At 68.6% G+C, this 12,562-nt stretch carries 11 protein-coding genes; 1 reads left to right on the top strand and 10 read right to left on the bottom strand.

Features of this window, described 5'->3' with window-relative positions; all coding sequences use genetic code 11:
* Positions 1–127 precede the first annotated feature (127 nt).
* From EF903_RS17920 to EF903_RS17890, 7 genes are all read right to left on the bottom strand, one after another.
* Positions 128–979 (bottom strand): helix-turn-helix transcriptional regulator, encoded by an 852-nt coding sequence (locus EF903_RS17920; protein WP_125544355.1) that lies wholly within the window; start codon positions 977–979, stop codon positions 128–130.
* 30 nt (positions 980–1,009) lie between these two features.
* Entirely contained in the window at positions 1,010–1,537 is a 528-nt protein-coding gene (locus tag EF903_RS17915) for a DUF6879 family protein (protein ID WP_125544353.1), read from the bottom strand.
* Positions 1,506–1,832 carry a hypothetical protein gene (locus EF903_RS17910; protein WP_260615522.1) on the bottom strand — a complete coding sequence of 109 codons (327 nt, stop codon included), beginning with the start codon at positions 1,830–1,832 and terminating at the stop codon, positions 1,506–1,508. Before EF903_RS17910 ends, EF903_RS17915 begins: the two co-directional genes overlap by 32 nt.
* 193 nt (positions 1,833–2,025) lie before the next feature.
* Positions 2,026–3,357, bottom strand: coding sequence for a hypothetical protein (locus EF903_RS17905; RefSeq protein ID WP_125544351.1), 1,332 nt, complete (start codon positions 3,355–3,357; stop codon positions 2,026–2,028).
* A 1,155-nt stretch (positions 3,358–4,512) separates the two neighbouring features.
* Positions 4,513–5,565, bottom strand: coding sequence for a hypothetical protein (locus EF903_RS17900; RefSeq protein ID WP_260615521.1), 1,053 nt, complete (start codon positions 5,563–5,565; stop codon positions 4,513–4,515).
* Positions 5,566–5,679: 114 nt separating this feature from the next.
* The gene (locus EF903_RS17895) at positions 5,680–6,081 is read right to left on the bottom strand and encodes a restriction endonuclease (protein WP_125544349.1); all 402 of its coding nucleotides are present in this window, start codon (positions 6,079–6,081) and stop codon (positions 5,680–5,682) included.
* A complete protein-coding gene (locus EF903_RS17890; RefSeq protein ID WP_125544347.1) occupies positions 6,081–6,272 on the bottom strand; it encodes a hypothetical protein in 192 nt (63 codons plus the stop codon). The genes EF903_RS17895 and EF903_RS17890 overlap by 1 nt, the downstream gene beginning before the upstream one ends.
* Before the next feature lie 169 nt (positions 6,273–6,441).
* Here EF903_RS17890 and EF903_RS17885 point away from each other — a divergent pair, with 169 nt between their 5' ends.
* Entirely contained in the window at positions 6,442–6,837 is a 396-nt protein-coding gene (locus tag EF903_RS17885; protein WP_185902710.1) for an Imm50 family immunity protein, read from the top strand.
* A 123-nt stretch (positions 6,838–6,960) separates the two neighbouring features.
* On the opposite strand, the gene EF903_RS17880 is transcribed toward EF903_RS17885, so the two are convergent.
* From EF903_RS17880 to EF903_RS17870, 3 genes are read right to left on the bottom strand one after another with little or no spacing between them, the layout of a single operon-like run.
* On the bottom strand, positions 6,961–7,308 hold the full coding sequence (locus tag EF903_RS17880; RefSeq protein ID WP_148142530.1) for a hypothetical protein: 348 nt from the start codon (positions 7,306–7,308) through the stop codon (positions 6,961–6,963).
* Positions 7,271–11,863, bottom strand: coding sequence for a putative T7SS-secreted protein (locus tag EF903_RS17875; RefSeq protein ID WP_260615518.1), 4,593 nt, complete (start codon positions 11,861–11,863; stop codon positions 7,271–7,273). The genes EF903_RS17880 and EF903_RS17875 overlap by 38 nt, the downstream gene beginning before the upstream one ends.
* Positions 11,863–12,429, bottom strand: a complete 567-nt coding sequence (locus EF903_RS17870; protein ID WP_125544341.1) for a hypothetical protein — start codon at positions 12,427–12,429, stop codon at positions 11,863–11,865. The genes EF903_RS17875 and EF903_RS17870 overlap by 1 nt, the downstream gene beginning before the upstream one ends.
* Between the last annotated feature and the right edge of the window lie 133 nt (positions 12,430–12,562).

Genomic DNA, 12,562 nt, shown 5'->3' with positions numbered 1-12,562 from the left:
GGGTGTCGCGGTGTGGGGGCATCAAGGGGCCTCGTTCGCCTGATGGCCGATGGCGGTTGCGGCTGTGCCTTCGACGCTAGGGATGCGCCCTGTGGGTCTCAAGGAAGTTGCACGAAGTGGCGGCCCGTTACCCGAGCGCGTCGATGGCGGTTCGGAGCAGGGCGCGGGCTGGCGCTCCGAAGACGGCCAATTCTTTGAGCTGGCCAAACGCTTTGGCGTACACGGCGATCTCGGAAGGGCGGGTGATGGCGATCTCGGCCGACAGCGTCTCGACGAGGACGCGTTCGGTGTCGAAGACCATGAACGTCTCCAGCGGCCAGATGGTGCGCTCGGCGGTGAGGGGGATGATCCCGAAGGCGACGGAGGGCAGGGACGTCAGTTCCAGGAGCTTGCCGAGCTGGCCTGCCATGACGGCGGTGTCGCCGATGCGGTAGCGAAGGACGGCCTCTTCGGCCAGGAGCACGAAGCGGTGGTTGCCTTCGTAGATGATGCGGGAGCGGTCCAGGCGGGCGGTCGCGGCGTCGGCGGCGTCGTTGGGGGTGCCCTGGAAGGTGCTGATGGCCGAGAGGAGCGCGGTGGCGTAGGGGTGGGTCTGCAGCAGGCCGGGGACGACGTTGGAGCAGTAGACGCGGAAGCAGCGCGTGCGCTGGTAGAGCGGGATGACCGACTCCTGGAACGGCTTGATACCGCCTCTGTGCAGGCGCTTCCACTCCTGGTACATCTCGTCCGCGGAGCGGGAGGCGGCGATCAGGTCGGGCGCCGAGTCGTCGGCGTCGCAGGCGTGGCACCAGGCGCGGATGTCGTCGTCGGAGGGCAGGGAGCGGCAGTTCTCGATGCGGGAGGCTTTGGACTTGTGCCAGCCGCACCGGTCCGCCACTTCGAACGCCTTCAGGCCGGCGTCCTTGCGCAGCCCGACCAAACGGCGGGCCAGGGCTGCGCGGGCGGCCTGCGCGGCCGAGGACGGGGAGGCGGTCGTCATGAGGTGGCGGCCCTTGAGGAGTGCGAAGGCTCAGATGCGGTAGTCGGCGTGTGGGACGGCCAGCTTCCACACCGCCTGGAAGGCGTCGGCGCACAGCTTGATCGCGGCGGGGTCCTCGGTGTGATCGGGGTCGAGGGCTTCGCCGTCGCCGGAGAAGATGTTCCACCGCACGACCCGGTCGTCGATGAGCCAGAAGTCGTTGCCGGGCAGCGCGAGGGCGGAGGCGTGGCGGCGGCCGAGCCAGCGGACTTCCTCGCCGGCGCGGATGTTGGCGTCGGTGATGGCGTGATCGAAGCGGATGTACTCGGTGACCGGTTCGGACACGATCCGGGCCCGGGCCACCTTCACGCCGCGGGCGACGGTCCGCTCCACCAGCGGCAGCCACCCGCTCCAGTACGCCGAGTCGTCGGCCGGCACGCTGCCGTCCCTCAGGAACGCGCCGTAGACCTCGCGTTCCTCGCCGACGGCGTAGACGTCGCGCAGCTCCAGGTGCAAAGCCTGCACGCGGGCGGAGTCAAGGAGGTCCTCAAAGCTGGGTGCCGGCGGCCTCTGCGGCATCGCACGCCCTCCTGATCTGCTCCACCATCCGGGCAGGGATACGCATGACCGCCTCGTCGTCCGCGGCCGGGCTGTCCTTCCCGCAGGCCGCCATCGTTATCGCGTCGGCGACCTTGCCCTGGAAGACCAGCTCCGGCCCTCGTGGGGTGTCAGTGTCCGCCCAGACCGCCGGACAGTTTCCCCCACCCGAGTTCGGGTCCGTACCGAAGAAAAGTAACGCCATGATCGCCTCCCGAGCGAGCCGGTTGCGCACAGTTGCAGCACGACCGTCCCGCGCCGTGGGGGCGACGGTCACTAGCGCGAGCGGACCACACGGGCCGGCCGCTCCGGCCGAGCCCGGGCAAGCGCCGTTTGGGACGGCTTGCCCAGGCTCGGCATGCCCAGCCGCCCCGGCTTGCCCGGCCGCCAGCTTCCACACCGGGAACACGCGCGGGATGAGGGCCCGACTGCCCCCCAAAGAAAGAGGCGCAGCCGGCTGGGCCTCCTGGCTAGCTCTCGGAGGGTTTCGCGGACGGCGGCAGGGCCATGTCGAGGAGCGCGTCGATGGTCTTCTCGCCCAGCTTGCTGTCGAGGTGGAGGGATCGGCGGATGATCTTCCCGACGGTCTCCGGGTCCACATTCAGCCGTGTGTGGGCATCCAGGCAGATCTCGCTCAGGAGGTGGGCGGTGTGGTCCGGCTTCCGCTGGACGTACCAGTCGAAGATCTCGACCACGTCGCGGCGGAGGGTGCCAAGCCAGATTCCGGTCCTCCCCTTCCGGACTCCGGTGGCCAGATGGGACAGCACGGCCTCGATCAGCGTCGTGCGCAGCGCCGACATCGGGACGAGGCTTTCGGGTCCCACCGTGAGGGAGACCGCGGGCCACCAGGCGAGGGTCTTGGCTGCCTCCTCGGTCTGCTTCCCGTCTCCCTGGATGACCTTGGTGAGGCGGTTGTGGTCGGCGACGAGTCCCTGGGGCTGCGGGGTGCCGAAAGAGGTGGTGGCGGAGAGGAGCGCGCCGGGGCCCTGGGCGCGGTGGTGCTGTTCCGCCCAGTCCCGGGCCACGGGCTGCGACCACAGGGGGCCGGCTGCACCGTGGGCCTGCGGTTCGGGCATCTTGTGGTCTTCGTACTTCGGGTCCGGGAGGTCGTCCTCGGGGATGTTCGCGATCTTCGCCAGCCCGGCGCGGTCCACCAGGAGCCCCGGCTCCAGCTCGGGGGCCTTCAGGTCGACGACGCACTCGTCCAGCGGCCGCGCGTCCGGCACGCGCCGGCGGTGCTCCGCCCACAGCGCCAGGTGATCCCGCCAGTTGGGCAGGGCCGTCTTGTGCGCGGTGAACCCGGCGATGGTCGCGACCGTCGCCTTGCCCGGGTCGGCGGGGTGGACCAGGAGGTCCGCGGCCGTGACGGTGAGCGCGTCGCGAACGGGGCGGGCGTCGTAGCGTTCGTAGGCGCCGTCGAAGACCACGCCGGGCCGGTGCCAGGCGGTGCCGTCCCACCAGTAGCCGCCGTGCCGGTACAGGAAGCCGGTGTGGCTGTACACCCAGTCGTGGTGGAGTCCGCTCCAGCTGGCGTCGGTGACCAGCACGACGGTGCGGCCGTGTTCGGGGTGGTAGTGGACGGCCCACGCGTATGCGCGGTTCTTCGGCTCGGTGGTGAACGCCACCCATCCGTCTCCCGGTAACGGGTCGGTGCGGCCCCACAGTCCCTCGCCCTGGTCCCGGCCGGTGCGCTCGATCGCGTCCGGGTTGTCGAGCGGCAGCCGTTCGTCGTTGATGAACGGCAGTCCCGGGACGGGGTGATCGGTACGAAGTCCGTTGGCCACCGGACGGAAGTCACCCAAGATCTTCTCTCCCTTGCGACGTGAGAACCCCGCGCGACGCGGGGAGTAGGTCCCCCCATCCCTGCGGCAGCATCGGCTCCGTTAAACCGCTGGGGCGGGACATGCAGCGGGCCGTCGCGAAGTCGACCAGTCCAACGAAAACGTGGCCGTCAACTTCTCCACGCCGGCGCCGTCTGGCCGCACGAGTGGTGCGGGCCAAAATGGAGGGCCTGCCGATCGGCGGGCCCTCCACCCTGCGGGGTCTGATCAGTGGAGGGGCGTCACCACAGCTCGGGTACCGGCCGCGTTCGGCCGCTGCATAGGCGGCACTGTAGGCCAGTGGATGCCGCCGCCAGGTGCCACTCCAGCACCGGGCCCACAACCCGTTCGCCGCGTGGGCAGCGGACGGCCGCGGCAGGCAGCCGCGAAGCTGGCGAACAACTACCGAACATGATCACCACGGTTCCAAGCCGGCCGGGTGACAGGTCCCGGGCCGGCCGGCTGGTCTCAGCATCGGCCACAGTGGCCATGTGGCTCACCCGCGCCCCCTCCGCAGATGGACCCCAGGCGCAGCTGCGTGGACCGAGCCGGGTGCCGGAAGACCCCACCCCGGTCGACCGCCCGGTCGTCACTGACGTCCGCCACAAGGTCCGCTCAGCTTGCCCCATCGAGGAGCTCGGGTGCTCGGGCGGCCTCTTACGACTCACGGCGGCCGCCGGAACCGGCTCCATCAACCACGCCTGCAAGGTCGGCAGCTTGGCGGTGATCAGCCTCGGCTGCGAGCTGAGCGCGGACATGGCCCAGTTCGGCGATCCCACTGCGCCGAGTCGGGCGAGTTCCACCGCCATCGGCCTGCCTGTGCCGCGTACGTGGGCCCGCTGCCACGCTATGCGCGTTGCAGTGAGGCGAGTGGTGCGGTTGCGGGAACGGCGTGGGAGGAAGGGCGGATGGCGGAGGGCACGGCAAGCAGGCTGGACGAGCGGGTCCTGGTGAGGGATCTTGCGAGGTCTCGCGTTTATCTTGCGAGCGGACCAGCGCCGCACTGACATCTACTTTGCGCACGACACCGTAGCCATATCGGCGAGAGCTGGGACCACATGGCGCCCAGGGACGAGAGCAGCCGGTAGACCGGAAGAGTCATGCTGCCGACTTCTGGCATCGTGTCGGTTCTTGACGTCAGACGGGCCATGTTCCGAGTGCGCGGGCGAGCTGTTCGTGCTGTTCGTAGGTGGTGCCTTGGGCGAGCCTCAGGTCATGTCGCGGGCTGCGGGGGTCATTGCTGTAGAGAATGCCGCCGAAGGGCTGCTCATCGGACAGCGACCAGGAGGTCGGGTCCCACAGCGGATGGTCCACCAGGATCTCCGCCATGCGCACAGTCTTGTCGGCCATAACGCCGACCCGGACCAGCGCCTCGGCTATTGCGTCGATCGCCGGCGTCGGCGCCATGGCGTATATGCGCTCGAACAGCGTCTCCTCGTCGCTCATCGCGGGCAGCAGGAGCAGCAGTCGGGCGTAGCGGTCATGGATTCCGGGGGACTCACGGTCCGGGGTCTCGGCGATGTGCAGCAGTTCCCGCCAGGAGAGGCCGGGGCCCGCCTGGGGTCCGTTGATGGTCGCGAGGTGGCCGTGTCGTTCCCAGTCGGGGTGGGTGATGAGGTAATGCGTGCCCCGGTCTTCGGAACCGTTCACCACCACCGCGGTGTGCCCGCCGCCGAACGGGATCCGGAACACGGGCCGGTTGTCCTCGTCCGTCAGCGCGTCGTGCACGGCGTAGGCATCGGCCGAGTCCGCGCCGAACCACTCCGGGGTCGGTGGAGGCTCCGGCACGCACCAGCTCGCCGGGTAGCACATCCACATGAGGTACGCGGCCCAGAAACCCCGGCGGGAGACCAGTTCTTCCCCGGCCACCAGTGAATCATCGTCGAATCCGTTGATCTTCACCAGGTAAGACTGCCAGCATCCACTGACACGCCACGCACCCCCTGACCAGCGATACCCCCGCCGCGCCCGACCGCCGTCGTTTCCCGGCAACATCTCCACCGAGACCGGCAACCGACACCGGCCCACTCTCTCGGGTGCGGCCGTGGTCGAAGAGTCCGGCGAACTTGCACGGTGCGTCTGGCCAGCGCTCAAGGCGTTCGTGAACATCTCGGGCGCGGACTGGCCGGTGCGGAAGCGCTGGCCGGTGCTGGTCAGGAAGCGGCGCAGCTCCATGGTTGCGGTGGTCACGGTGGTGCCGCTCTCGGTCTCGAGTGGTGCTCGCCCGGCCCGGGTTGGGCCGGCCGTCGTGCTGTTACGCCGCGCACCCGAGGATCCCCAGGCCTCGTCCGGGTGGCGGCGGGTTCAGAGGGCCTTGGCGGGCCGGGATGCGGCGGCTTCGGTGAGGCGGTCCAGGCGCTCGTAGAGGGCGCGGATGAGGCGGGCACGGCCCTGGGCGCAGCGCACCGTGCCGTCCGAGGCAGCGAACAGGCGCCGGTCGGCTTCGTCCAGGACGACGTCGGCGAGGGCGCGGGCGGCGTGGTCGGCGGGCAGCTGGTCGGCGGCACGGCGGACGTCAGCGGCGACCGCGCGGGCGGCGCCGGTCCGCTGCAGCGCGATCTGGTGGAGGTCTGCTGGCTGTAGCCCGGTCTCGCCGGTCCAGCCGAGCACGGCCTTGGCCAGGTGCTCGTGGGTGCCTGGGTCGAGGGGGAGTGCACCTTCGAGGAGCCCTTCGGGGTCGTGCAGGGCCAGGTGTCTGCTGCTCATCAAAGCCTCGTTGGGGCGGTCGCGGGGTGTGCGGCGGGGGCGGGCACGGCCTGGCCGCCGTCGTGCTCTTGGTTCTCGGGCTGCTGGGCAAGGAAGCGGGCGAAGCCGCGGTCCGCGCGGGCGAGCAGCGCCGAGGACGGAACGCCATACCGGGGCTTGGGGGCGGTGGTGCTGGTCGTGCGTGCGCGCATGAGGCACCGCCCCCTCTTTTGCTGGTGTCCGTCGGTGTTTCGACGCTACGGACGGCGTAACGCGGACGGCGGCGACAGTGGTCGGCACTGTTTTTCCCGGCCCCTCGAGACCAAGCTGTACCCGACCGTCCCTCGTACGTATGTAACACCTTCTACGAGCGTGTGTGAAATGACAGATGCAATCGACTGGCCGGAGCTGCGAACCTTGTACGGTACGGCGGCGCTACCTGATCTGAATACCTGCCATTTCTTCTACCTGCACATCGATGAACGCGACACCTCGGTAACATTCGGCTTCGAGACCCAGCAGCTTCCAGAGCACCCAAAGCCGGAGTGGGCAGAGAAGGCGTACAACACGCTGCGCTTCTGGATCGAGTTCACCGGTGTGGCAGACCTCAAACTGCGGGGCATCCAGGCGGAGGCGGAACGCTCCGTCAAGATCACAGGCGGCAACACGCCCGGCTCCCACCAGGTCTCCGTGCGCAGCAGCACCCGCTCGATGGCCTTCCCTGCCGCCGCTTCGCAGGTCTCCCACACCCGGGTCTACCTGCAGGGACCGGTGTAGCGGCCGCTGCTGCCGGTCCTGGATCCCCGAGTGCGCTGCTGAACAGCGGCAGGCGCGGAACCGACGGGTCGTCGAGCCCGTCGGCCCGCCTGCCGGCCGCCCTCCTGAGCAAACCAGCGCACCCTACAGTGGATAGTCGTTGTGCCAGGGGGCATCCAGCTCGTCGGGGTCGATGCCAAGGCTGGCGACGGCCCCGTCGACTTCTTCGATCGTCGAAAACGTGCCCAGGTTCCGCCGCGTGATGGATTCCTCGCCGAAGCACGTGTTGTCATCCGCCAGGTGTTCGGGAATCTCCACCGTGAAAACCATGAACCCACCGTCCACGGGATAAACAGCGACCCAGGCGACTCGCCCCGGCTCGTGCGCCGCGATACGAGCCGTGATGCCTGCCTTTGTCATCGTCAGGCGATTTGCCGCGCGCATCCGCATTTCGTTATCTCTCTCCCCAGAAAATTCGAATGATTTCGCCACCGTACGGAGATTTCGGAAAAGTGTGGACTTGGAGATGAGGGAGATCCCCGTCCCGATTATCCGCACCATGTCCCAGAACGCGGCCGTCCTCTCCTAGCTTGTCGTCCCAATGATACGTGCCCGCCTTGTCGCCGAAGTACTGGCGTGTTCCTTTCCCGTCGAACCCTTCGGCATTTCGGTATCCGTCGCCGAGGAACTTCCCGAGCAGGATCTCCTCTGCTTCGGCCCGCGATTTCACATATATCGCGGTCTGCCCGTTGTCGATGTCCCGCACCGCGCGGGAGACATTGCCGCTCGACCAGGGGATGTCGTATGGCTTGAGGCCCAGCGGGTCCGACCACACGTGGGGGTTGAGGACGTAGGCCGTCGGGTTGGGAGCGGGCACCAGACCCAGCGGGTCCGGGGAAAGGTAACGAGCCGTTTCCGGGTCATATACGCGGAAGTAGTTGTGGTGGAAGCCTGTTTCAGGGTCGAAGTACTGGCCCGGGAAGCGCAGTGGTGTGTACGCCGTCGCATCGCGGTTCCAGGTCGTGGCGCCCCACAGAGAGGACCGCGTGTGCCAGGCGATCTCGCCGCCCTCGGAGACGAGTTCCTTCGGCGTGCCGATCAGATCCGTGACGATCGCGAAGAAGCGTACGTCGACGCCGTTGGTCTCGGTCTGCGTCAGCGGATGCACACCGCTGTGGGTCCAGGTCACCGTGACTGGGTCACTCGTCTGCTCGCACAGGGTGGAGCCGTCCCACGTGAAAACCGTTTCCTCGGCCACTGAACCGTCCGCGGTAAGCCGACGCTTGCCGATCCGTCGGGACAGTGCGTCGTAGACATACCGCCAGACCGTGCCGTCCGGGGTCACCACTCCGGCCAGCCGGTCCTCGGCATCCCACTCGTACCGCCAGGTGTCCGGCTTGCGGGACAGCCTCGCCTTCTGACGCAGGGTGGTGCGGCCCAGGCCGTCGTGCTCATACCGGATTCCGCCCGCGTTCACGACACGGGTTCCCGTATAGCTGCGGGAGCCCCGCGCCGCCGCTCCCGGGTGGTAATCGGGCCAGGTGGCCTCGATCTGGTTGCCAGCGGCGTCGTAGGCGTACTGCTCCTCCCACGACGGGCCGTGGACAGCGGTGACACGCGCCGCGTCATCGAGCGTGAAAGTACGCGAACCCGCCAGCAGATCGTCGAGTGCGGTCAGGGCCCCGTCGGGCCTGTAGGCGTATCCGCGACGCTGCAGTGTGCGGCCGTCACGGGCCACCAGGCGCTGGTTCTTGGGCCGCCCAAGCTCGTCGTAATCGTGGGTGAGGGTGAGAGCCCCTGCGATCGTGCGGGAAACCTCCTGACCCGCGGCGTCATAACCGAAGCCAATCGTGCGGCCGGAGGTGGTGAGGGACAACCGGCGGCCAGCGGCATCGTAGGTCCAGGTGGCCGTCGCCCCTGACGGAGTGGTACGGCTGACTCGGCGGCCCAGAACGTCGTACGCATAGGTGATCGTCCGTCCGTTGACCGTCTCGGATACGACACGGCCGTGCCTGTCGCGCAGCCAGGTGATCGTCGCATGCGGCGACGAGGCGACGGCGAGCTGGTCGGAGGCGTCGTACTCGAAGGCAGTGGTGCCATCCGCAGTGGTCTTCCGGGTGACTTGGCCGAGCACGTTGTACTCGTACGTGACGGTCTCACCCAAAGCGTTCGTACACGCAGTCAGCCGGCCAGCCGGGTCATAGACATAGCTCAGTGTGCGGTCGTCGAAATCGGACTGGCGCAGGAGGCGACCAGCCGGGTCGTAGGCGTAGGTCCAGATCAGCCCCTCGGGGTTGGTGACCCCCGTCATCCGCAGTCCGGCATCGTGAGAGAACTCGTACCGGGCCCCGTCGGGGGTGGTGCGGGCGACCAACAAGTCGAAGTCGCTGTACTCGTAGGACGTCGTCGCATCGGCCCGGTCCGTGTACGTGAGGCAGTTCCCCTCGCCATCGTACGTCCATGACTCCGCTGCTCCATCTGGGTACTGCCGTTGTGACAGGCGACCTTCGACCGTCCAGGTCTGGTGCAGAGTCCGGCCGAGAGGGTCGGTCAGGGCAACGGGACGACCGAAAGAGTCCCGCTCGTACGACGTGGTAGCACCCAGCGGGTCCGTGATGGTGAGTGGCAGCCCGGCTGCGTTGCAGGAGATACGAGTGACATTGCCCAGCGCGTCGGTCACCGAGGCCGGGTGGCCGAACTCGTTATGACCGAAGCGGGTCGTGGCACCGGCCGCTGACGTCGTCGACAGCAGGTTGCCGCGTTCGTCGAACGTCTGCCGGACCGATGTGCCGTCCGACCGTGTCAGCTTTGCAGGCAGGCCGAGCTCGTCGTACTCGACGCGGCTCGACCGTCCGTCTGGACGGGTCACCGACACCAGGCGGCTCTGCTCGTCGTACGTGCACGTCGTCGTAAGGCCCAGGGGATCCGTTCGTGTGAGGAGACGACCGTTGCGGTCATACGTGAATCGCGTCGTCGCGCCCAGTGGATCCGTCTCCGCGATGACGCGGAACCGACCGTCGATGCGGTAGCGAGTTGTGTGGCCCTCGGCCGTGGTGAGCGTGGTGGTGTGGTGGCCCGTGTCCGGGTCCTGCTCGGAGTACTCAAGGGTCAGCGTAAGGTGGCCGCCACTCCCCCCCTCGGCGGTGCAGCGGTCGTGGTCGTCGTAGGCGTAGGTGTAGGAGTGGTCGTTGGTGTCGGTCCAGGAGGTGATGCGGGCGCGGTCGTCGTAGGTGAAGCGGAGTGGCTTGCCCGAGGAGTTGGTGACGGCGGTGAGGTGTCCGTCGGTGTAGCCGTAGGCGAGGATGCGGGGGCCGCCGTCGAGGTGGAGGGCGGTGATGCGGCCGTCGGCGGTGTCGAAGCGGAGGCGGTAGCCGCCGGAGTGGGATATGCCGAGAGGGGTGCCCTGGGCGTCGTACTCGAAGGTGATCAGGTTGCCGTTGCGGTCCTCGAGCTGGGCGATCGGTGCAATGCCGTTGCCGTCCGGGTCGCCCGCCGGCGGGGTGAAGCGGCGGGTGTGCCCGGTCGCCGGGTCGGTCACGGTCCAGTCGCCGTCGGGGGTGCGTTCGATCGGGTGGCGGGGCGCCGAGGGGGAGACGGGCAGAACGGGGAGGCCGGGAGCGGTGTGCGGGTAGGGCACGCGCAGGCCGTCCTCGGTGACGAGGATGACGCCTTCGGCGTCGACTTCGAGGTGCTGGTCGACGGTGGACGCCCAGGTGGGGCCGAACCAGCGGCCCGCGGTGTAGCCCGATTCGGCGCGGCGAGTGAAGGCCAGTGGGAGCACACCCGGTAGGACGACGTCAATCTGGGGCAGAAACATGCGGCCCGTCGCAAGATCGACGGGATCCGTGTCGTCGTGCCGCTTTCCGGCATCGGGTGTCTCGCTCGCGTGCGGACCGTGTTGGTCAAGGCTCGTACGGGCGGGTCCTGGTTTGGCGTCGTCGAGGTGTTTGGCGGTGGTGGCGGCTTTCTTGGCGGCGCCGGCGCCTTTGGAGCCGATGAGTTCGGGGATGAGTTTGCCGAGGCCTTCGGAGGGGTCCTTCATGAACTCGTCGAGCATCTTCTTGCCCGAGCCCCAGGGGTCGTTGACCATGGTGACGAGGCCGGCGGCGGTGGAGTTCAGGTTGGTGAGGTACTCGGCCGGGTGGGCGATGTTGTAGGGGTCGCCGGGGTTGAGGGAGCGGGCGAAGCTGACGATGCCGGCGGTTCCCTTGACGACGCCGCCCAGGAGGTGGGTGGTGGCGAGGTCGAGGTAGTCCAGGCCGTCGCCGAGCTGCTGGGCATAGGACGGCTTGGGCGGGGCCGCGTCGCGGGCGGCGCGGACGGCGCTGGCTGCGTTCTCGGCGAGTTCGTTGCGCTGCTTGCGAGCCTGGTCGAGCTTCTCCTGGGCCGCGGCCGCGAGGGGCTTGCCGGGGTCGTCGAAGGTCTCCGAGGGCCTGGGCGGGAGGTGGTCCTTCTTCGCCTCGACGGCATCCTTGTAGGCGGTGACCTGCTTGTTGTAGGCGTCGCGGGCGTCCTCGGAGACCTTCTTCGCCTTGTTGTAGTCCTCCAGGGCTTCCTTGGCCGTGTTCTGCGCCCACTCCACGGTCTCGGCGAAACGGTTCATCGCGTCGGCGGCCTTGCCGAAGGCGTCGGCGGCCTTGAACCAGCGCGGCGGCTCCTTCGCCACCGCCTCCCGGAAAGCGCGGGCGGCCTCGCCCTTGAGCCCGTCCGGCTCGGTCAGGTTCTTCAGCCCGGTGCCGACGGAGGTGAACGCCTTCTGGAAGTCATTCAGGTGCCCGACCTGTTCGCGGATCTTCGACGGGCTGCCGTAGACGAGCTTCTTGGGGTCCTCGGTCTGGCCGAGCTCGAGCTCGGCGACGTCGGCGCCGAGCTGGTTGGCCGCCGAGCGGCTCTTGTCGCGGATCCAGTCCGCACCGCTGTCCCAGCCGGCGTCCTCCGCGACGTCGGCGACCTTGTCGCCGCCCCACTCGACGAAGTCGCCGACCTTCTCCGCACCGTCCTCGACGACGTCCTCAACCGAATCCGGTACCCAGTCCCGCCAGCCCATCAGCCCTTGCCCCCGCTACCCCCGCCGGCCTGGTCCAGCAGGTCCTTCAACGATCCGATCCGCCCCGTGGAGGTGACGGTGTCCTTGGTGTCCGACCAGGTCTGCCCGATGTCCTTCGCACTCTGATCGAAGGACTTCGCGCTGCAGTCCGGCTTGTAGAGGTCCGCGGTGACGATGTCGCCCCAGGCCTTCTTCTCGATCTCGTCCTCACTGGCGTGCGGGTTGCCCCAGGCGGCGTTGAGGGCCACCTTGAACGAGCCCTGCACGTACTGGTCCTCCTCCCACATCGTCCCCGCCGCGATCCCGAGGTTCCCGGCGAGGGCGGAGGCGTCCTGGATCAGGGCGCGCACGCCCCACTCCCAGCGTTCGCAGAAGTCCTCGAAGTCCTTGGCCAGGCCCGCGTGCCCGGTCTCCATGCCGGTCATCGCCAGGTTCTCGAAACCCGCACCCTGGGAGGCGCCGGCCGCATCCCCGCTCTCGCGGAGCTCGGCGATCGCCGCCCGCAGACCGCTCTGGATGGCCGCGACAGCCTGCGGCGACACCTCCAGGTCGCCGTTGCCCGCCATCAGGCCGCCCTACCTTTCAACTCACGGGTGCACCCCAGCCATTCGTAAGGTTGTGGCACCCAGGGGAGCGGGGTGTGGCTCTCAGGCTGGCTGCTGTTGTTCGTGGCTCCGGAGGCTTGGCCGCCCTGCTCCC

Origin of the sequence: Streptomyces sp. WAC05292 (assembly GCF_003949955.1) — a bacterium.
Lineage (GTDB): Bacteria > Actinomycetota > Actinomycetes > Streptomycetales > Streptomycetaceae > Streptomyces > Streptomyces globosus.
Note: the sequence above shows the minus strand (reverse complement) of the source record. Positions and strands in the feature narration are given on the sequence as shown.

What these genes read in the sequence shown, in the direction of transcription:
- EF903_RS17895 (WP_125544349.1), bottom strand. Translation starts at nt 6,081, where the DNA reads ATGAGCAGCAGACACCTGGCCCTGCACGACCCCGAAGGGCTCCTCGAA.
- EF903_RS17870 (WP_125544341.1), bottom strand. Translation starts at nt 12,429, where the DNA reads ATGGCGGGCAACGGCGACCTGGAGGTGTCGCCGCAGGCTGTCGCGGCC.
- EF903_RS17875 (WP_260615518.1), bottom strand. Translation starts at nt 11,863, where the DNA reads ATGGGCTGGCGGGACTGGGTACCGGATTCGGTTGAGGACGTCGTCGAG.
- EF903_RS17885 (WP_185902710.1), top strand. Translation starts at nt 6,442, where the DNA reads ATGACAGATGCAATCGACTGGCCGGAGCTGCGAACCTTGTACGGTACG.
- EF903_RS17915 (WP_125544353.1), bottom strand. Translation starts at nt 1,537, where the DNA reads ATGCCGCAGAGGCCGCCGGCACCCAGCTTTGAGGACCTCCTTGACTCC.
- EF903_RS17920 (WP_125544355.1), bottom strand. Translation starts at nt 979, where the DNA reads ATGACGACCGCCTCCCCGTCCTCGGCCGCGCAGGCCGCCCGCGCAGCC.
- EF903_RS17890 (WP_125544347.1), bottom strand. Translation starts at nt 6,272, where the DNA reads ATGCGCGCACGCACGACCAGCACCACCGCCCCCAAGCCCCGGTATGGC.